This window comes from Mucilaginibacter sp. 22184, from assembly GCF_052045695.1.
GTDB lineage: Bacteria > Bacteroidota > Bacteroidia > Sphingobacteriales > Sphingobacteriaceae > Mucilaginibacter.
On the sequence record NZ_JBQEPI010000011.1, the window covers coordinates 1 to 20,698 of the forward strand.

18 protein-coding genes are annotated in these 20,698 nt (G+C 42.3%); 7 read left to right on the top strand and 11 right to left on the bottom strand.

Annotated elements, in window-relative coordinates:
* Both ACTJKG_RS22825 and ACTJKG_RS22830 read left to right on the top strand, forming a co-directional pair.
* Positions 1 to 208, top strand: a 208-nt coding sequence (locus ACTJKG_RS22825) for a hypothetical protein (RefSeq protein ID WP_440740486.1), incomplete at its 5' end; no start/stop codon positions are given.
* Positions 209 to 323: 115 nt separating this feature from the next.
* Positions 324 to 1,694: a dipeptidase gene (locus tag ACTJKG_RS22830; RefSeq protein WP_440740487.1), complete on the top strand. Its 1,371-nt coding sequence runs from the start codon at positions 324 to 326 to the stop codon at positions 1,692 to 1,694.
* A 181-nt stretch (positions 1,695 to 1,875) separates the two neighbouring features.
* On the opposite strand, the gene ACTJKG_RS22835 is transcribed toward ACTJKG_RS22830, so the two are convergent.
* The 4 genes from ACTJKG_RS22835 to ACTJKG_RS22850 all read right to left on the bottom strand — a co-directional run bounded on the left by ACTJKG_RS22835 (position 1,876) and on the right by ACTJKG_RS22850 (position 5,819).
* The gene (locus ACTJKG_RS22835; protein WP_440740488.1) at positions 1,876 to 2,343 is read right to left on the bottom strand and encodes a GNAT family N-acetyltransferase; all 468 of its coding nucleotides are present in this window, start codon (positions 2,341 to 2,343) and stop codon (positions 1,876 to 1,878) included.
* Between the two features lie 81 nt (positions 2,344 to 2,424).
* Entirely contained in the window at positions 2,425 to 3,042 is a 618-nt protein-coding gene (locus ACTJKG_RS22840) for a gluconate 2-dehydrogenase subunit 3 family protein (RefSeq protein WP_172336844.1), read from the bottom strand.
* Between the two features lie 3 nt (positions 3,043 to 3,045).
* Positions 3,046 to 4,803 (bottom strand): GMC family oxidoreductase, encoded by a 1,758-nt coding sequence (locus tag ACTJKG_RS22845; protein WP_440740489.1) that lies wholly within the window; start codon positions 4,801 to 4,803, stop codon positions 3,046 to 3,048.
* Positions 4,804 to 4,814: 11 nt separating this feature from the next.
* The gene (locus ACTJKG_RS22850; RefSeq protein ID WP_440740490.1) at positions 4,815 to 5,819 is read right to left on the bottom strand and encodes a sugar phosphate isomerase/epimerase family protein; all 1,005 of its coding nucleotides are present in this window, start codon (positions 5,817 to 5,819) and stop codon (positions 4,815 to 4,817) included.
* 140 nt (positions 5,820 to 5,959) lie between these two features.
* Here ACTJKG_RS22850 and ACTJKG_RS22855 point away from each other — a divergent pair, with 140 nt between their 5' ends.
* Complete coding sequence (locus ACTJKG_RS22855) at positions 5,960 to 6,736, top strand: NUDIX hydrolase (RefSeq protein ID WP_172336841.1); 777 nt, start codon at positions 5,960 to 5,962, stop codon at positions 6,734 to 6,736.
* 118 nt (positions 6,737 to 6,854) lie between these two features.
* Complete coding sequence (locus tag ACTJKG_RS22860; protein ID WP_256367809.1) at positions 6,855 to 6,980, top strand: hypothetical protein; 126 nt, start codon at positions 6,855 to 6,857, stop codon at positions 6,978 to 6,980.
* 43 nt (positions 6,981 to 7,023) lie between these two features.
* Here the strand turns inward: ACTJKG_RS22860 and ACTJKG_RS22865 are convergent, their stop codons facing one another.
* Positions 7,024 to 8,121, bottom strand: a complete 1,098-nt coding sequence (locus ACTJKG_RS22865) for a mandelate racemase/muconate lactonizing enzyme family protein (RefSeq protein WP_440740584.1) — start codon at positions 8,119 to 8,121, stop codon at positions 7,024 to 7,026.
* Between the two features lie 343 nt (positions 8,122 to 8,464).
* Between ACTJKG_RS22865 and ACTJKG_RS22870 the strand changes: the two genes are divergently transcribed.
* The 3 genes from ACTJKG_RS22870 (at position 8,465) to ACTJKG_RS22880 (ending at position 12,547) form a co-directional block, all read left to right on the top strand.
* On the top strand, positions 8,465 to 9,199 hold the full coding sequence (locus tag ACTJKG_RS22870; protein WP_440740491.1) for a DUF4290 domain-containing protein: 735 nt from the start codon (positions 8,465 to 8,467) through the stop codon (positions 9,197 to 9,199).
* 273 nt (positions 9,200 to 9,472) lie between these two features.
* Positions 9,473 to 10,780 carry a UDP-N-acetylglucosamine 1-carboxyvinyltransferase gene (murA, locus tag ACTJKG_RS22875; RefSeq protein ID WP_440740492.1) on the top strand — a complete coding sequence of 436 codons (1,308 nt, stop codon included), beginning with the start codon at positions 9,473 to 9,475 and terminating at the stop codon, positions 10,778 to 10,780.
* A 201-nt stretch (positions 10,781 to 10,981) separates the two neighbouring features.
* Positions 10,982 to 12,547 carry an ArnT family glycosyltransferase gene (locus ACTJKG_RS22880; RefSeq protein ID WP_440740493.1) on the top strand — a complete coding sequence of 522 codons (1,566 nt, stop codon included), beginning with the start codon at positions 10,982 to 10,984 and terminating at the stop codon, positions 12,545 to 12,547.
* A 316-nt stretch (positions 12,548 to 12,863) separates the two neighbouring features.
* Here ACTJKG_RS22880 and ACTJKG_RS22885 read toward each other — a convergent pair whose 3' ends face one another.
* From ACTJKG_RS22885 to tig, 6 genes are all read right to left on the bottom strand, one after another.
* The gene (locus ACTJKG_RS22885) at positions 12,864 to 13,742 is read right to left on the bottom strand and encodes a hypothetical protein (protein WP_440740494.1); all 879 of its coding nucleotides are present in this window, start codon (positions 13,740 to 13,742) and stop codon (positions 12,864 to 12,866) included.
* Between the two features lie 94 nt (positions 13,743 to 13,836).
* Positions 13,837 to 15,198: a pyridoxal-phosphate dependent enzyme gene (locus ACTJKG_RS22890; RefSeq protein WP_440740495.1), complete on the bottom strand. Its 1,362-nt coding sequence runs from the start codon at positions 15,196 to 15,198 to the stop codon at positions 13,837 to 13,839.
* Between the two features lie 600 nt (positions 15,199 to 15,798).
* Complete coding sequence (locus ACTJKG_RS22895) at positions 15,799 to 16,653, bottom strand: AMP nucleosidase (RefSeq protein ID WP_172336835.1); 855 nt, start codon at positions 16,651 to 16,653, stop codon at positions 15,799 to 15,801.
* Positions 16,654 to 16,893: 240 nt separating this feature from the next.
* Entirely contained in the window at positions 16,894 to 18,132 is a 1,239-nt protein-coding gene (gene clpX / locus ACTJKG_RS22900; protein WP_440740496.1) for an ATP-dependent Clp protease ATP-binding subunit ClpX, read from the bottom strand.
* 145 nt (positions 18,133 to 18,277) lie between these two features.
* Positions 18,278 to 19,006, bottom strand: coding sequence for an ATP-dependent Clp protease proteolytic subunit (locus tag ACTJKG_RS22905; protein WP_076374519.1), 729 nt, complete (start codon positions 19,004 to 19,006; stop codon positions 18,278 to 18,280).
* Between the two features lie 241 nt (positions 19,007 to 19,247).
* A complete protein-coding gene (tig, locus tag ACTJKG_RS22910) occupies positions 19,248 to 20,606 on the bottom strand; it encodes a trigger factor (RefSeq protein ID WP_172336833.1) in 1,359 nt (452 codons plus the stop codon).
* Positions 20,607 to 20,698 lie beyond the last annotated feature (92 nt).

A 20,698-nucleotide genomic window follows, 5' to 3' on the forward strand; every position in this document is an offset into this window, starting at 1 on the left:
TTTTGCTGCCGGTACCAAGAAAGATTTAGGTCAGGCTGATTTTGCTGCCGGTACCAAGAAAGATTTGGGTCAAGCTGATTTTGCTGCCGGTACCAAGAAAGATTTAGGTCAGGCTGATTTCGCTGCCGGTACTAAAAAAGATTTGGGACAAGCTGATTTTGCTGCTGGCACTAAGAAAGATTTAGGCCAGGCTGATTTTACAGCCTAATTACAGAGATTTATATCTCCAATATTATAGAATAACAGTTCATGTGACTAACCGCATGAGCTGTTGCTGTTTTAAGTCGATAAACATCAATATATTTGCTGCAAATTCTATAACTATGCAGCATATAAAACAGTATGTAAACGAAAACAAGCAACGTTTACTTGACGAATTATTTGAACTATTGCGTTTTCCTTCGGTTAGCGCCGATCCTAAATACAAACCCGAAGTCTTAAAGACCGCTGATTACGTAGCCCAAAAACTACGCGATGCCGGGGCCGACAAAGTAGAGGTTTGCCCAACTGCCGGCAATCCTATCGTTTACGGCGAAAAAATAATTGATCCTTCAAAACCAACTGTGTTGGTATACGGTCATTATGATGTGCAACCGCCAGATCCACTGGAGCTTTGGGAAACTCCGCCATTTGAACCTACCGTACGCGATGGCAAAATATATGCCCGTGGCGCCTGCGATGATAAAGGGCAGTTTTATATGCATGTAAAAGCATTTGAACTGATGATGCAAACCAATACGGTGCCTTGCAATATCAAATTCATGATCGAGGGCGAAGAAGAAGTTGGCTCATCAAACCTGGCCATTTTTGTAAAAGCCAATAAGGAACGTTTGAAAGCCGACGTGGTATTGATATCTGACACCTCGATGATCAGCATGGAGCACCCTTCTTTAGAAACAGGTCTGCGTGGCTTATCATACCTGGAAGTTGAGGTAACCGGCCCTAACCGCGATCTGCACTCTGGTGTTTATGGTGGCGCCGTGGCCAACCCGGCTACTATACTGGCTAAAATGATAGCATCCCTACACGATGAAAATAATCACATCGCTATTCCGGGCTTTTATAATGATGTGGTTGATCTTACACCTGCAGAACGTACCGCGCTGAATAATGCGCCGTATGATGAGGCTGAATATAAAAAAGACCTGGATGTACAGGAACTTTGGGGCGAAAAGGGTTATACCACTTTTGAGCGCACCGGCACCCGTCCTACCCTGGAAGTAAACGGCATCTGGGGTGGTTATATCGGCGAAGGTGCCAAAACGGTATTACCATCAAAAGCAAGCGCTAAAATATCTATGCGCCTGGTACCTAACCAAACCAGTGAAAAGATCACCGAACTATTCACCAAACACTTTTTAAGCATTGCCCCGGCAAGCGTTAAAGTAAAAGTCACCCCACATCACGGCGGCGAACCTGCTGTAACGCCAACTGACAGCGTAGCTTATCGTGCGGCCCAAAAAGCTATTGCCGAATCATTTGGAAAAGATCCTATTCCTACGCGTGGCGGTGGTAGTATCCCTATTGTTGCTTTGTTTGAGGCTGAACTTGGCCTTAAAACCGTATTGATGGGTTTCGGGTTGGATAGCGATGCATTGCACTCTCCCAACGAAAAATATGATATTTTCAATTACTATAAAGGCATCGAAACTATCCCATTGTTCCACAAATATTTCGCGGAGCTAAGCAAGTAGTTAGGGTAAAGGATTTTTGGAGTAAAGAACAAGGATTCCTTCTTGAAGCCTTACGAAGCTTTAAAAACTTCGTAAGGCTTGCTTTTAAATAGGGATAAAGGATTTTTGGAGCAAAGAACAAGGACTTCTCCTTAAAGACTTACGAAGTTTCAAAAATTCCGTAGGTCTTACTTTTAAATTCTTATTCCAACTTAAGTTTCATCCCCTCATGCGAAGCGACGAAACCCAATGATTCATAAAACCGGATAGCATCAGGCCTTTTTTTATCGGAGGTGAGCTGCACCATATGGCAACCCTTTTCCTTTGCCCTGTTGATAGCATACTCAAACACCCTGGTTCCTATGCCTTGTCCACGATATTTGGAATGGGTTCTTACCGCCTCTATCTGTCCTCTTAAGCCGCCCTCATAGGTAAGGTATTGAATAAATGACAGTTGAAATGTTGCCACTTTCTCACCCCTCATTTCAACAACCGTCAGTTCTTGGTTTGGATCGCTCTGAATCTTTTCAAATGCCTGGATGTATTTGTCAGATATCACCTCTCCTGCTTTCTCTCTTCCCATCCCCAACGTATCATCGGCAAGCATGGCTATAATATCGACCAGATCTTCTTGGGTGGCCAGCCTGAATGTAAGTTCATTATTACTCATATCTAAGCAGATGTTTTGCTCTGGTAAAGTTAACACAAACTATGTCAGCATCAATCCAAGCCCGTTCCTGGATAAAATTACTCAGACACCTTCCAACCCATACTGCTTTAATACATCGGCAGGTACCCCCTCCCATTTACCGGGTGAGTTCCCTTTATAGCCCAGATCAGCAATACCGATCTTACTGGTAAAGAAACCGATAGCAGTCAACTCACGCATTTTATTAAAAAAAGTTACACCCGGCAGCATACCCGGCTTGGCCAACATGGGATAGGCTATCTGGCTGCATATAGCTTCCTGCTGCTGCTGGGTACAACTTTTAAATTCGCTACCGTACAAGTTCAAACACTTTACATCCAGCCAGCGTAAGCCGCCACGCATGGGCAAAGCATGTTCGGGTTCGTCCTTTACGATGAACTCTATAAAATCGGTCACTTTAGCATCTGAGGCGCTGCCGCTATGTTCGTCTTTAGGGATAATGATATCGGCCAGTATGGTTATCGTAGCCAGCTCATGATCAGTAAAGTATTTTTCAGACTGCAGGTGTTTATCCCTTTCCGTTTCATAAGCCTGACGACCAGGCTCGACTATGGTTTTACTATCTTCTGTTGGGGTATCCGGATTTGTTTTGCAGGCATCCAGCAGCACCACCGTTGATACCGATAAACCTATGGCTTTTAAACTCTCTCGTCTGTTCATCACTTATACGTTTAGTTTTCGTTTTTGATCCAAAATATACTCAGCTGTGCGCATCGAGAGCGCGAGGATAGTCCACGTAGGATTCTTTTCGGATTGTTGGGTGAATGCGGCGCCATCCACTACAAAAAGATTTTTACAATCATGCGCCTGGCACCATTTATTCAATGCAGATTTATCGGCATTATCCCCCATGCGCACAGTTCCTACCTCGTGAATCCCTTTACCTGGCTTATCCAATCCATACTTTTTATCGGGGCCCGCAGGCTGCCCAAGAGGGATGCCACCCATAGCTTTTATGATATCCTGAGTGGTTTGCTGCATGTGTCGGGCTTGTTTTATCTCTTCATCGCCCCATTTATAGTTGAACTTCAATACAGGAATACCATATTTATCAACCACGCTATTATCTATCTCGCAGTAGTTATCTGCCTTGGCGATATCCGTGCCGTGACAACCTACTCCGGCCAACGTACCATAAAAGCGACGGTAATCTTCCTTTAACGATTTCCCAAAGCCACCACCCGGTTTCATCTTGCCATCGGCCCCGGGCAAATACCCATTGATATAAGGTACCAGCGTACCTTCAAAACCAAAATACCCGCCGTACGATGGCATCATCATACCGCCAAAGATCTCCAGATGATACCCCCTGGCAAAATCGAGCTTTTTATGATCGCCCCACCAGGGTGCATATAAATGCAGGCTGCCTACTCCATCTTCATCAAACCGCTTGCGATTAAGTAGTTGGGGCAAAATAGCCGCGCCACCCGTCTGTGTGGAATCATGCAAATATTTACCAACTACATTGCTACTATTGGCTAAACCGTTGGGATGCTGTGCCGATTTGGAGTTGAGCAGTATCCGTGCCGATTCACAGGTACCTGCCGCCAGGATCACCGTTTTGGCTTTTACCGAGTACTCCTGCATATCATCCTTAAGAATATAGGATACACCATTTGCCAAACCATCACTTCCGGTCAATATCTCCCGCACTACCGCATTAGTAATTACTTTAAGATTACCCGTTTTAATAGCCGGGATCACCAGGCATGAGGATGCCGAAAAATCGCCATATATTTTACAGCTGCGATTACATTGCCCGCAAAAAAAGCAAGCTCCCCTATCCTTATTACCCGGCAGTGGCGCTGTAAGTACCGAACCCCGACCAGCAATCACTTTAATACCCAGGCCAGTAGCCGCTTTCTTTACAAACAACTCGTTAAGGCGAGGTTTAGGGGCAGGTAAAAAGATGCCGTCGGGGTCATTTTCTAATCCTTCATTGCTACCATACACGCCGATGAGCCGGTCGACCTTATCATAGTAAGGTTTAATGTCATCATAGGTGATGGGCCAATCGTCGCCTGCGCCAAAACTGCTGTAGCATTTAAAATCCTTAGGGCCCATCCTTAAAGATATACGCGCCCAGTGATTAGTACGCCCGCCCAGCATTTTGGCCCTGAACCATTTAAAATCTGTGTCACCTTTTTGGGTATAGGGCTCCCCCTCGATGTCCCAGCCACCGTAAGCGGCGTCAAAATCGCCCATGGGCCGTGTGGCATTACCACCACGCCGGGGCGACTCATAGGGCCATTTCAATTGTGCCGAATCTTTGGCTGGGTCGAAAAAAGGTCCGGCCTCCAGCATCAGTACTTTTATACCCGCGTGAGCCAATACATAACCGGCCATACCACCACCTGCGCCCGAGCCAATGATCACTATATCATATACCTCGGCCGACTTTTTGATCTGAATATCTTTCATACCGGGATGAGTTAAGCCACTTTACCAGCCTTTTCAACTAATTTTTTGGTAGCCAGTACACCGGCGTCATCATCCAGGTAATTGCTTTGGGGTGCGTACATTTTAAACAACCCTCCTTCGTACTCAATGCTCACCCAACCATTAAAACCCGACTTTTTAATAATGCCAAACATTTTATAGAAATCGGTTTCGGTATCATTGCCAGCGGCATCAAACGTATGACTTTTGGCGTGTACACCTTTAGCATAAGGCATCAGCTCGGTGATCCCTTTGTACCTGTCATACTCTTCCAGGCATTTAGTTTTCATATAGGCATCAATAGTTTGCGCCTCGGGTTTGGTGCGGTTGATGCAGAAATTACCAAAATCGGCCAGCGTACCGCAGTGTTTATCGTTAACGCTTTTCATTACCCCGGCCAGCCAGCCTCCGTTACAGGATATGCCTACGTGGTTTTCTACAATAACATCTATCTTACTTTTACTGCCATAGGCTATAAGTTTAGCCAGGCTATCAGCAGCGGCTTTGGCCACTTCTTCGGGTGCACCGTCACCTTCTACATTTACCCTGATCATGGGGCAGCCCAACAGAGCGGCAGCATCTATCCATTTATAATGATTTTCGATAGCTTTTGTGCGTTCGGCGGTATCCAGATGCCCCAGTACGCCCTCACCATCAACCATAATGCGCAGGTTGTAGCAGCCATTATCTGCCGATCTTTTTTTCAGCTCATTCAAAAAGGTGTTATCCTTTGCCTTATCAGCAAAAAACATGGAGCAGTAATCGAGCCCTTCAATACCGAATGCAGTTTTTGTTTTCATCGGAAAGTCGAGCGGGTCGAGCTTTTTGCTCCAGAACTGGCTCGCCAGCGAAAACTGTGATAAAGCCAGTTTAAAAAACAGTTCCTTGTCGGTATTTTCTGTCTTGGCATACAAAAAATCCAGGATAGCAGCAGCTATACTAATTCCCGCCGCGCCCATCGCGGTACGGGTAATAAAATCTCTTCTGTTTAAAGTCATAAGCGGGTTAATGGTAAAAGAAGGTTTCTATTTGGTAAATTTTACACAATAAAGTTATGGCTTAATTTCTATTTTGCAAATTTTACCAAATAGAATTTATTAGTTTTACTTTTAGGTCGATTTTGACGTACTTTAAGACTATGAACTCCATCAGTGAACTACAGGATTTTATTATCAACGGGCATAAGCATTACATGCCGCATATATCTATTGATGCTGCTATATTCGGTTACCACGATCACCAGTTAAAAATATTATTGTCGGGTTATAAAGCAATGGGAGGTTACTGCCTTCCCGGGGGATACATTAAACGTACAGAAACCCTGGACGAGGCCGCCAACCGCATTGTGGCCGAAAGCACAAGTCTGACGGATCTTTACCTGAAACAATATAAAACCTTTGGCGATCCCGACCGCATTAAATGGAACGAACTTGATTTTGAAAAATTCTCGAAAGAGGTGGGCGTACCCTATATTAAAGATAGCTGGTTGATAGACCAGACCATTTCTGTGGGATACTACGCCCTTACCGATTTTTCGTTGGTCACACCGAAGGCCGGTCTGCTCTCTGACTCTTGCAATTGGTTTAACATCGACAAGATACCTCCCCTGTTATATGATCATGATCAAATGGTTAAGGATTCATTGCATACCCTGCGTACGCAGCTGTATTATTATCCCATTGCCGAAAAACTACTGCCCGCTAAGTTCACCCTGACCGAAATACACGCGGTTTATGAAACCCTGTTAGGCAAAAAACTGGACATCCGGAATTTCCCTAAAAAGCTGGTGTTTTTAGGTTTGATTAAAAAATTGAATGAGAAACGAAACATTGGCCCACACCGGGCACCATTTTTATACAAATTTGATTTGAAAAAATACACGAAGGCCCTGGAAACCGGCACAACCTTGACGTAAATATGACAACGTTTTGTTCACATTAAATAAATACAATAATATGACACATTTCCTTATATTTACGTAAAACAAAAGCACCAGATAGGCAGTATTATTCATATATATAAAACATACTATTATGGAAACTAAGGAAAAATCAAAAGGCGAAGCCGTAAAGGAAGTAAGGGAAGTTAAAAACACTAAAGCCGAAAAGATCACAACGGCAAAAACCGCCAGTCGATTTAAGCGTAAGCCCTTGTTATAAAACCACACGATGGGGCTGTCGGCAAACGCCGTGCCCCCATTGCCTAAATCTTAAAATGCTCGCAACGGGCCAAAAAGGCCTCATTAGTATCAGCGCCTATACCCGGCTCATCGCCTATACTTAACTGGTAACCTTCATAATTTACGCCACCAATACAAGGGTCTTCCAAATGCCCCAACATACAGGTATCCATATCATAAAATTGAATATTTGGACTGGCATATACAAAATGCAGTTTAGCACTTAGGCCAATACGGCTTTCCAGCATCCCCCCCATCATACAGGCAATACCTTTGGAAGCCGCTTCATCGTGAATTTGTTTCGCTTCCAATATCCCGCCCGATTTTGACATTTTGATATTAATATAATGGCAGGACCTACTATTGATCTGTTTACGCGCATCATGATGATTGTATACGCTTTCATCGGCCATGATCTTCACCGGCGATAGTTGCATCAGCTGGGGCAAACGATCATCGTACCAGGTGCGCATGGGTTGTTCGCAAAATTCAATATCATATTGCCCCATAGCTTGCAGCGCAAAAACAGCATCGTCAAAACTCCAGCCTTGGTTGGCATCAATACGTATCCTGATATCTGAACCTATAGCTTCGCGGATCTGGCGGATGCGCTCCACATCTTCCACAGCATTTTTGCCCAGTTTCACTTTCAGTACAGTAGCTCCGGTTGCTTTAAAATCAAGCGCTTTAAGCGCCATCATATGCGGCCCGGCAATGCCAATGGTGATGTCCGATTCTACTTCTCTGCGTTCGCCACCCAACAAGCGATATAAGGGTACACCTGCATTCTTGGCCGCGATGTCAAACAAGGCGATATCAAAAGCGCTTTTAATAGTTGTATTACCGGCTGTAAAACTGTGGAGCTGCTGCATTCGGGCAGGTATATCCAGGGCATCCTGGCCTTTCCAAAGTTTAGCAAATTCACGGGCCATCACCAGGCAGGTATCCTGTGTTTCACCTACGATCATGGGAAATGCCGAACACTCTCCCACGCCATAAAAGCCAGCATCGGTATGTACGCGAATAAAAACATTCTGTGCATGATTCATCGTTCCCGTAGCAATAGTAAAAGGTTCCATGGGAATGCTAAAGCGGTATATATCAATATGGGTAATGATTATTTTGTTTTTCACGGGGTAGATTTTATGTTTTGATTGCCTAAAGTAACATTTTAGCTCTAATTTAAAGGATTTTGGATCGTTGGACTATGGGACCATGAGACTTTGGGATTATTGGACTATGGAATTATTAGATAGACAGACATTTTTCATCGCTTGTCCCAAAGTCTAACGGTCCCATAATCTAATAATCTCTTTAGAATAATTTGCACATTGATACTATTACCTTATATTTGCGTTACTACAATATAGTAACAATTCAATTTTAGCCTCATATCCCAATTCACGGGCATTTGTCTGGCTAATTTATAACCTTCTTAATAATAACATTACCAACAGCATAAACATGGCTCAACAAAACACGCCTGAATTTGACTATAACTCAACCAGGAAAAAACTTATCCTGTCTGAATATGGCCGCAACGTACAAAATATGGTTAAATACATTGTTGCGTTGCCCACTAAAGAAGAACGTAACCGCTACGCGCAAGTAGTGATAGACCTGATGGGTTTTTTAAACCCGCACCTGCGCGATGTGGCCGATTTTAAACATAAGCTTTGGGATCACCTACACATTATATCTGACTACCAGATTGATGTTGACTCACCATATCCAAAACCATCGCCCGAGGCTATACATATTAAACCGCAGCCCCTAAGATACCCGCATCAACGCATCAAGTACAAACATTATGGCAAAACCATTGAGCTGATGATCGAGAAAGCAAAAAGCATCGACGATCCTGATCGTAAACGCCATATGGTACAGGCTATAGCCAATTTTATGAAAATGGCCTACGTACAATGGAATAAAGATTCGGTTGCCGACGAAAGCATCCTGGCCGATCTGTACGCTTTATCTGGCGGTACACTGAAACTGGAAGAAAACATCAACCTTAACCGTGTTGAGTTCCGTCCGGCTCAAAACAACAATAACAACCAAAATAATCGCGGACGTAACAACAACAACAACCAAAATAATCGCGGACGCAACAACAATAACCAGAACAACAACCGCAACAACAACAATAATCAGAACAACCGTAACCGCAACAACGGTGGTGGTTCCAAGAAATATTAGTTCAATAAAGTTCATTCGTTCACTGGTTGATTAGTTCATCCGTGTTCTGAAGTACAAAACAATAACAGCCCGGTTATCTTAATGATGACCGGGCTGTTTGATTTTATTCCTGATAATACCTAATGAACAAATGCATAAAACCAGTGAACTAATGAACAATTGCACCAATGAACAGTCAGGAAATTTTATAATCTTTGCCCTGAGATAGCACACTTGTTTTGTTAAATTAAGTGTGCGTAAAAATGAATCATGATCAATCAATTATAAACTCCTATGACTAACGCATTTGTGATAAACGGCGGGAAACCGCTAAAGGGCGAGATTACTCCGCAGGGAGCGAAGAATGAGGCTTTACAAGTAATTTCGGCGGTTTTATTAACCGACCAAAAAGTTACCATCAGCAATATACCCGATATAAAAGATGTAAATAAGCTGATTGAGCTATTGGGTGATATGGGCGTTATTGTGGAGAAAACCGGCGATGATACCTACACCTTTATAGCAAAAGATATTGATCAGGATTTTTTCCAGTCAGAAACTTTTAAATCAAAAGGCGGTGGCTTGCGCGGATCGATCATGATCGTAGGTCCGTTGTTGGCCCGTTTTGGCAAAGCATCCATCCCAAAACCAGGCGGCGATAAAATTGGCCGCAGGCGTTTGGATACTCACTTCCTGGGTTTCGAAAAACTGGGCGCGCAATTTAACTATAACCCCGCCGATGGCTTTTTTAATGTAGATGCATCCAACCTCAAAGGTACTTATATCTTGCTGGATGAAGCTTCGGTAACCGGCACCGCTAATATTGTTATGGCGGCGGTTTTGGCCAAAGGCGTAACTACCATTTATAACGCGGCCTGCGAGCCCTATCTGCAGCAGCTTTGCAAAATGCTGAACCGCATGGGCGCCAAAATAAGCGGCATCGGCTCCAACTTACTTACTATTGAAGGTGTGGGCTATTTGGGCGGTACAGAGCATCGTCTGCTGCCCGATATGATTGAGATAGGCTCATTCATCGGTCTGGCGGCTATGACCGGCTCCGAGATCACCATTAAAGATGTAAAATACCCTGAACTGGGCATGATACCTGATGTATTCAAGCGCCTGGGAATAAAACTGGAGCTGCGCGGCGATGATATTTACATCCCCGCACAGGATCACTATGAAATAGAAACTTTTATCGACGGATCGATCATGACCGTTGCTGATGCCCCATGGCCCGGCTTTACGCCCGACCTGATCAGTATCGTACTCGTAGTAGCTATACAAGCCAAGGGATCGGTACTGATCCATCAAAAAATGTTCGAGAGCCGCTTGTTCTTTGTAGATAAACTTCTGGATATGGGGGCACAGATCATCCTTTGCGACCCGCACCGCGCCACCGTTATCGGGCTCGATAAACAGGTACAGTTACGTGGCATCTCCATGACATCACCGGATATACGCGCGGGGGTAGCCTTACTGATCGCCGCTCTATCGGCACAAGGTCAATCAACTATTTACAATATCGAGCAAATTGAACGCGGTTACCAACATATCGACGATCGTTTGAAAGCACTGGGTGCGGATATAACCAGAATATAATTTCTTGAGGTAAAAGGTTAAAGGCAAAAGGTTAAAGGTAGCTGCATCTATCAATTATAAAAACCTTTCGCCTTTGACCTTTATCCTTTCACCTTCCCTCTAAATCGTTACATTTCATCTTTTTGTTTTTTAAAGATTGTTATGTTACTTTAGCTTTTGGCTTTACCCCTGCTTTTGGCCCTTACAAAACCTACCAGAATAATGTCATACAAAAACCGGAAGTCAACCTATGCATATTTCATACTGATTTTTGTATTTATAAAAGTTGTTCTTAATTTATTTGCTATAAGTAATTTTGGCTTTCATCGCGATGAGTTATTACACCTGGTTTTAGCCGATCACTTGGATTGGGGTTATAAAGAAGTCCCACCGTTTATTGCTATTGTTGCCAAAGTATCCAACACCCTTTTTGGTCATTCGATTTTTGCCGCTCGTATTTTCCCGACCATTTGCAGCGGGCTCATTGTTTGGTTTACTGGTTTGATTACTGTTGAGTTTGGCGGGCGCAAGTTTGCCATCACCCTCACCTGCCTGGCACTTATATTTTCACCAGCGTTTGTTGCAAGCGGTTATCTTTTTCAACCAGTTGTGTTCGATCAGTTCTGGTGGGTATTAACCGTTTGGCTGCTGATCAAATACCTTAATACTACCGATGTTAAATACCTGTACTGGCTTGGTTTGGCGGTTGGCCTGGGTATGCTTACAAAGTACACCATGGCCTTTTTTACGTTTGCCATGATTATCGGCATCCTTATTAGCAAGCAACGTAAACTATTGTTTAACAAACATATACTTGGCGCCGCTTTAGTGGCCTTTTTAGTTTGCCTGCCTAACCTCATCTGGCAAATCCAGCATCACTGGCCGCTCATCCATCACATGAAAACCCTACGCCAGGAGCAATTAAGTTATATTAAACCAGCCGAATTTATTGAGCAACAATTACTGGTACATGGCGTGGCCTTTTTTGTTTGGTTCACCGGCTTCCTGTTCCTCATATTTTCTTTCAGATTGCGCAATTTTCAGTTTTTAGCTATTGCTTATGTGCTGATATTTATTTTTTTACTGGAGATGGACGGTAAAAACTATTACCTGTTTGGTGCATACCCTATGCTGTTCGCGGCTGGTGGCTTTGGTTTTGAACGCTGGTTAAAAACCAAAGGTTATGTGCTCCGTACTTTTACTATAGCGGTGTTTGTATTGCCTAACCTTATTTTACTACCCATGCTGCTGCCTATATTTTCGATAGAAAATACCCTGGCGTTTTTCAGGTTTGCTCATAAAAATATACCCGCTACAGATTTTCTGATCACCTGGGAAGATCAAAAACAGCATCCCTTAACCCAGGATTATGCCGACATGTATGGCTGGAACGAATTGGCTCAAAAAGTAGGCGAAGCTTATAACAAACTAACTCCTGATCAGCAAAAACAAACCTTTGTTTATGCCGATAATTACGGCGAAGCAGGTGCCCTGAATCAATACAGTAAACAATTCAACTTCCCCAAAGCCATATCACTTAACAGCAGCTTTACGCTGTGGGCTCCCGATAGCCTGAAGTGCAAATACCTCATCTATGTGGATGACAACAACGGCGAGAATATCCGCCAATTTGTAGCCGGAAAAATGATAGGCTCCTACAAAAAATTAGGAGAAATTGAGCATTACCTTGCCCGCGAAAAGGGTACCGGTATATATCTGATAACTGACATTAAAGCCCCACTACAGGAACGATATACCAAAGAACTGGCGAGGAAGAGGCTGGAGTAGAAGCCCCTCTAAATCCCCCCTAAAGGGGAGGCTTTAAAAGTAATATTTATTCATCTGAATAAGAAAAGCATTATCAGTTACAAGAACCTCTGAAGCGGAGCCGATAACTGAATCTATTCCGCATCTGGGACATAAAGCCGTAGCTCCCATGAGACTATCAATATCAGTCCATTCTTTAATTTCATGAGGGCTGAATGTTGAAATACAATAAAAGCAACCACAAACCTCACTCTGCCATATTTGGCTTTGGTGAAAGATTGAGCATTTATGTGCGTTTCTTAAATATGCGGAATCGTAAGTAACCATTATACGTTGATTACTCTTCCACAAGAGAATATTTCATCTTATTTTGTGCCGACATGATACCAGTTCTATTATCCGATATGATACCTTCATAGCTTATCCATTTACCTTTTTCGACCGAAAATACAGCCAGAGCCTGAAAACTCATATACATGGTAGTTTTTACGGGGCCGTTGCTCATTGGCACATTAAAATCCCCATCGATGTATTCTGCAATATCGTACTTGAGTGTCACCAGGTGTTCGCCATTCTTATTTTCGATTTTAATGGCTGTTACTTTATTCCTTTTGAATGAACTATCACATTTAAAATTTTGATCAGCATAGAGCAGATGCGTATCGATTGACCAGCTATCACCCTGCTTTATATTTTTGCCTGGAAGCTCAAATAACATGGCAATAATATTTTTCTGATCATTTTTATTATAAAAACTTTCAATACCACCGGTTTCATACACCGCTCCCCGAAGCACTACTCCCGAATTCATTTTTAGGAGAAGCTCTTGCATCTCGGCCATCTTTTTCTCATCAGCGTTCTGATTGGCTAGCTTCTGATCTTTTGGCTTGGATATTATTTCAATATCTACTATACCTTTTCTTTTTTCAGTCAAATGTGTAACCAGATCTGTTTGCTGAAAAGCCGCCGAAAGCTGCTTTAACACCTTTTGTGCCTGGTTTGTATTTGAGGAATCGGCCCCCATTGATTTAAAGAACTTGCCAAAATCAAGAGCTTTTTGGTTAGCGGTATCAATCGGCGTCATCGAGGTTTTATAGGCAAGTATCTGCCCGGGTTTCAACTTCCATCGCATAAATACTTCGTCGGAATTTTGTGCAAAAGCAGATAAACTCAAAATGGACAGAACAAAAACAAGGAGGAGACGAATAGTTGACATTAGTTTAGGATAAGCGATAAATATAGCTATTAATTGATATAAGTAAAAAGGTGCCATGCCACAGCACAACACCTTTTACCTTTATCCTAAAAAACTAGGCCGAAATAGCGTTAATGATATCGTATTGGGTAATGATCTCAATTTTACCTTGCCCGTCTTCTACCAATACAGCGATATTGTCCTTATTGATCATGCCCGAGATCTTATCGATAGAGGTATTCAGATCAACAAAGGGGAACGGCGCCGTAGTGATATTTTTGATCGGCTGCGATTTGATGGATGGGTTCTCGATCAATGAATCCAGGATGTCGCTCTCCGTGATCTTGCCAATCACCATACCTTTCTGGGTAACCGGAATCTGCGATATATTGAGCGATTTGATGGTATTGATAGCCTCCAGCACGCTTTTTTCGCAATCGATAGTAATGATTTCCTGCACCTCTTTTTTACTGATAATGTCGGCAGCGGTTAATTTGCCATCCTTTAAAAATCCGCGGTCGCGCAGCCAGTCATCATTGTACATTTTGCCCAGGTAACGGGTACCATGATCTGGGAAGATGATCACCACCACATCGCCTTCTTTAAATTTATCCTTCATCTGCAAAGCACCGGCTACTGCTGATCCGGTAGAGTTTCCGGCGAAGATGCCTTCTTTACGGGCAATTTCGCGCGTCATCAAAGCAGCATCCTGGTCGGTCACTTTTTCAAAATGATCAATCAGGTTAAAGTCGACGTTCTGCGGTAAAAAATCCTCGCCAATACCTTCGGTGATGTATGGATAAATCTCGTTCTTATCCATAATACCGGTTTCTTTATATTTTTTAAATACCGAGCCGTATGTATCAATCCCCAGTACCTGGATATTGGGGTTCTGTTCTTTAAGATAACGCGCAATTCCCGATATTGTACCACCGGTACCTACCCCTGCTACCAGGTGCGTGATCTTGCCACCGGTTTGCTCCCATATCTCTGGCCCGGTTTGCTCATAATGTGCCTGCGAATTGCTCAGGTTATCATATTGGTTTGGTTTCCATGAATTGGGCACCTCACGCTCCAGGCGTGATGATACAGAGTAGTACGAACGCGGATCCTCGGGCTCCACGTTGGTTGGGCAAACAATAACCTCAGCGCCAAAAGCACGCAAGGCGTCAAACTTTTCTTTTGATTGTTTATCGGTACTGGTAAAAATACATTTGTAACCTTTGATCACCGCGGCTATGGCCAAGCCCATCCCCGTATTGCCCGATGTACCTTCAATAATGGTACCGCCGGGTTTTAATTTACCGCTTTTTTCGGCATCCTCTATCATTTTAAGAGCCATACGGTCTTTGATAGAATTACCGGGGTTGGTGGTTTCTATCTTTGCCAATACCGTTGCCGGGATGTCTTTTGTTACCTTGTTTAACTTCACCAGCGGTGTATCACCAATGGTTTCTAATATATTGTTATACCACATAATTTAATCTACTAACCCGGTATACTTAGCCGGATAATTTCTCAAAATTAACTTTCTCAACGGACATTTCTCTACTGAATGGTAAATTAGATATACTACCAAACAAGAGCAACATAAATTTTATATTTTTTTATGGAATAGTTCATCAATCTACATCGTTTATGTATAACCCAAAAGCTTACATTTAAACTATGGTATCCGCAACCTATAACAACCTTTCGTTGTCATTAAAAATAACCATATTTATTTTATTGCTGATAGCTATTTGCGCAGTTCGGCGTTTTCACAAAAGCTCCTGAACCCGAGCAGGCAGAGCATATAAATTATCCGCAGACGAATATTAGGTTGCTTATACGGACATAAAAAACGGAGTGTATAAAAAACAAATATTATCCCGAACCTGGCACAAAGAGAGATCTTATACGTGCGATGTATCAATGGTATAAATCTTTCTCTGCCATTCAAAATGACAAGCAGGAGTAAGTATAATTATCATCCTGAGTATAGCGAAGAATCTATTCTCAACATATAATATTGTTGAATAGATGCTTCACTTCATTCAGCATAACAGTTTTAGCCGATCAATGCCGTCATGGCCAGTTAAAATTTCAAATGCTTAACCGTTAACCCGTTATTGATCAACTGCTTTAACGATTCGATACCGATACGCAGATGCGTTTCTACAAATTGCTCAGTTACAGATGAATCACTTTCGGCTGTTTTTACACCTTCCGGAATCATCGGTTGATCTGATACCAGCAACAATGCACCAGTCGGGATCTTATTGGCGAAACCTGTGGTAAAAATGGTAGCGGTTTCCATATCAACGGCCATGGCACGCAGGTCTTTCAGGTATTTTTTAAATACTTTATCGTGCTCCCAAACACGGCGGTTGGTGGTGTAGCAGGTGCCCGTCCAGTAATCGCGCGAAAAATCACGTATGGTGGTCGATATCGCTTTTTGTAAAGCAAATGATGGCAAGGCTGGTACTTCTGGTGGTAAGTAATCATTTGATGTACCTTCGCCGCGGATAGCAGCTATCGGTAATATCAAGTCGCCCACTGCATTCTTCTTTTTCAAACCACCGCATTTGCCCAAAAATATAACCGCCTTAGGATGTATAGCCGTAAGCAGGTCCATTACTGTAGCCGCAACCGAACTACCCATGCCAAAGTTAATGATGGTAATACCATTGGCGGTGACACTTTGCATTGGCTTTTCGATACCCATGATGGGTGCGTTATCATTCCACTGCGAAAACAGCTGGATATACTTCGAAAAGTTGGTAAGTATAATATACTCTCCAAAAGCTTCCAGCGGGCGACCAGTATAGCGGGGCAACCAGTTAACCACAATGGCATCCTTAGTTTTCAACCCTGATTTTACGGGGGAGTGCACTTCTTTTACTACCGGTGCATCGGTAGGATCCTTTTTTACATTCAATTGTTCATTCATATTTTTCCTTTTTGTTGTTTAGAATATCAAGTAGTTAGTTCATTTAGTATCAAGTAGCTAGTATCAAGACTTTCAATTTAGTATTAATTATACCGAAGTAATTATCATCCTGATACTAGCTACTTGATACCATTAACTACTTGATACTAAATAAAAACCAGTGTATACAACAAACCCCGGCGTTTCACCAGGGTCTGTGTTTATTATAATAAAGATAGCTACTTAATTGATATCAAATTGTTACGCTACTTTTAATTTTTTCAGATCTGATTTTTCAAATTTCTCGTGGGCATAGTCTAAAGTAACCTGCAGGCGTTTCACATCCTTTTTAGATGGGAACTCAAACATGGCGTCTATCATGATAGCTTCGCAGATGGAGCGCAGGCCCCTCGCACCAAGCTTAAATTCCATGGCTTTATCCACAATAAACTCCAGCACCTCATTATCAAAATCAAGCTTTACACCTTCGTATTCAAACAATTTTTTGTACTGCTTTAATAAAGAATTTTTAGGCTCGGTTAATATATTGGCTAAGGCATCCCTGTCAAGCGGGTTCAAATACGTAAGTACCGGTAAACGACCTATCAGTTCAGGTATCAACCCAAATGATTTCAGGTCTTGCGGGGTTATATATTTGTACAGGTTTTTCAGGTCAACCTCGCTATCGTCGCGTTTAAGTTTGTAACCAACGGTTTGCGTACGCAAGCGGTTAGCTATTTTACGATCGATACCATCAAACGCACCACCACATATAAACAATATGTTGCTGGTATTTACGGTGATCATTTTTTGGTCAGGATGTTTACGCCCGCCTTGCGGTGGTACGTTAACCATGGTACCTTCCAATATCTTTAACAAAGCCTGTTGTACACCTTCGCCGGACACGTCGCGGGTGATGGAAGCATTATCACTCTTGCGAGCTATTTTATCAACCTCATCAATATAAACAATACCTTTTTCGGCAAGGGTTACATCATAATCTGCCGATTGCAGTAAACGGGTGAGTATGCTTTCCACGTCCTCCCCTACATAACCGGCTTCTGTCAATACGGTGGCATCGCAGATACAAAACGGAACGTTCAATATCTTGGCCATGGTTTTTGCCAGCAAGGTTTTACCTGTACCGGTTTCGCCCACCATAATGATGTTTGATTTTTCGATCTCTACCTCATCCTTATCAATACGCTGATTTAAACGTTTGTAATGGTTATATACCGCTACAGACAAGATCTTTTTGGCATCATCCTGGCCGATGACATACTGATCAAGGTGGGATTTAATTTCGGCAGGTTTTAATAACGATGGCGCCGACGGTGAAGCTTTTACCTTACGTACCTTTAACTCCTCAGCCAATATTTCATTAGCCTGGTTAACGCATTTATCACAAATGTGAGCGTCAAGCCCCGCAATTAACATCAGGGAATCCTGTTTACCTGCACCGCAAAATGAACACCTGATTTCCTTACTGTTCTTATTCATCTGATTCGTTTGTAATTCAAAATTAACTAATTAGTGGCAGAAAAAAAAGTTTTGAACTATAAGTATTGGGTTTTGAGTTGAAATGAATATTTGTAAAACCCTCATTATCACCCAAAACCCCATACTCAAAACTTATTTCAGCAGCTTATTTATTCGCTTTGCCGCTGCCTTTTAAAATCTCGTCGACCATACCAAATTCTTTGGCTTCTTCGGCAATCATCCAATAATCACGATCAGACGCGTCCCAAACTTTCTGGAATGGCGCGCCGCTATGATCGGCAATGATCTGGTACAGCTCTTTTTTCAGCTTGGTGATCTCATGGTAAGAGATCTCGATATCTGACTGCTGACCTTGCGCACCGCCCGATGGCTGGTGAATCATTACCCTGGCGTGTGGTAATATAGCCCTTTTGCCTTCGGTACCGGCACATAATAATACCGCTGCCATTGATGCCGCCATACCTGTACAAATGGTGGCTACATCATTTGATATAAACTGCATGGTATCATAAATACCTAAACCAGCGTAAACCGAACCACCAGGTGAATTGATATAGATCTGGATATCGCGTTTGCTATCGGCCGACTGTAGGAACAGCAATTGAGCCTGGATAATGTTTGCAATATTTTCATAAATGGCATCGCCAAGGAAAATAATGCGGTCCATCATCAAACGTGAAAACACGTCCATCTGGGCTACATTTAACTGACGTTCCTCGATGATGTACGGGGTCATGCCGGTTGGGGTATAAATTCCGGATGGCATTCTGCTTCTGTCAACAGCCGAAATATATTTATCTACGTGTAAGCTGTTTAAACGGTGATGCTTAACAGCATAATTTCTGAATTCGTTCTTATCGATGTTACTACTCATGGTTTTTGTTATGTTATTTGTTTAGATGCAGGGATTACCTGCGATAAATATAGTTTTTAGTTGAATAAAAAGTAAATATTTTGAGTCCGGAAGCCGGAAAAGTCAGTAAAGTCCGAAAGTCCATACTCAAGATCTTTTTCTGGCTTGCGGACTTTCCTGACTTTCGGTCTTTTCCGATTTAAAACACCAAAAGCAACCTTTTGAGTTGCTTTTGGTGTTTTGTACAGAAGTAAAATTTAGCTTATTGCTGCTCTTTTACCAGCTCGCTGAAATCTGTATAAAGGATATCTTTTTTATCTAAAGTAATTACGCTTTTGATATAATCAAATACTTTAAGCGCCTTTACTTCTTCAAATATCTTGTTAGCATTCTCTTTGTTTTGAAGATATTGTACAGTGTACTGACCTAATTGCTCCTCAGGGATAGGTTGTGGGCTGTACATTCTGAATTGCTGATCCAGACGAACTTTTGCTAAAGCAAAAACCTCGTCATATTTAATCTCGATCTGGTTGTCCTTGATGATCTTGTTTTCAATCAGGGTCCATTTCAGGTTGGTTGCAAAATCATTGTAACCACCGTTCAATTCCTCATCGCTCAGTTTTTCGTTAGTGGCTTTTAACCAACGTTTCAAAAACTCATCGGGCAGGTTAAAATCAACCTTAGCTACGCTCAGTTTGTAAATATCGTCCTGTAATTTACGCTCTGAATCCTGAACCATCATGGTTTCAATTTCTTCAGTAATTTTAGCTGTAAATTCCGCTTCGGTAGTTACTGTACCTTCACCAAATAATTTGTCAAAGAACTCCTGGTTCAGATCGCTTTCTTCTAAACGGTTTACATTTTTAACCGTTAATTGGAATTTCGATTTTAACTCAGCCGCTTCGTCTTCTTCAATTTTTAATAAACCAGCAACCTTTGGTGCTTCGTTATCAAAAGCTTTCTGAATGTCCAGCGTTACTACATCACCTTTTTTCAGGCCGATCAATGATTTTTTTATTTTTTCATCCTTGATCTGGTCTAATCTAACTGATGTGGTATTGCTTATGCCCCCCTCAAAAACAGAACCATCTGGTGAAAGCTGAGCCAAATCCGCGTAAAGCACGTCATCATCTGCCGATACGTCAGGATTTGTCATTTTGCCATAGCTGCGGCGAATATTTTTGATACGTGAAGCCAGTGTTTCGTCATCAACTTTAATCACGTACTGGGTTGTTTTATCTTTTGATGAGAAGTTAATTTCAAACTGTGGAGCTAAACCCAATTCGTAGTTAAATTCAAAATTATCGTTAAAATCCCAGTTGTATTCTTTCTCGTCATCAACCTTTGGTAGTGGCTGACCCAATACTTCAAGCTTTTGCTCGTCGATATATTTATTTAAAGTATCTGATAACAAGTTGTTGATCTCATCAACCAAAATACTTTTACCGTACATTTTTTTGATATGTGCCGCGGGCACCATTCCGGGACGAAAGCCTGGCAGTTTTGCTTTTTTAGCGTTTTCTTTTATGGCTTTATCAACACGTGGCTGGTAATCTTCAGGGTTAATGTTGATCTTAACAACTGCGTTCAGGGCATCTACTTTTTCCTGTGTAATATTCATCTTTTTACCGGGTATTTTAATTTAATGGTTCAAAACGTAGCCTTAAAACCAATTCAGGCTATACAAATTTCGAGGCGCAAAAGTATGAATTT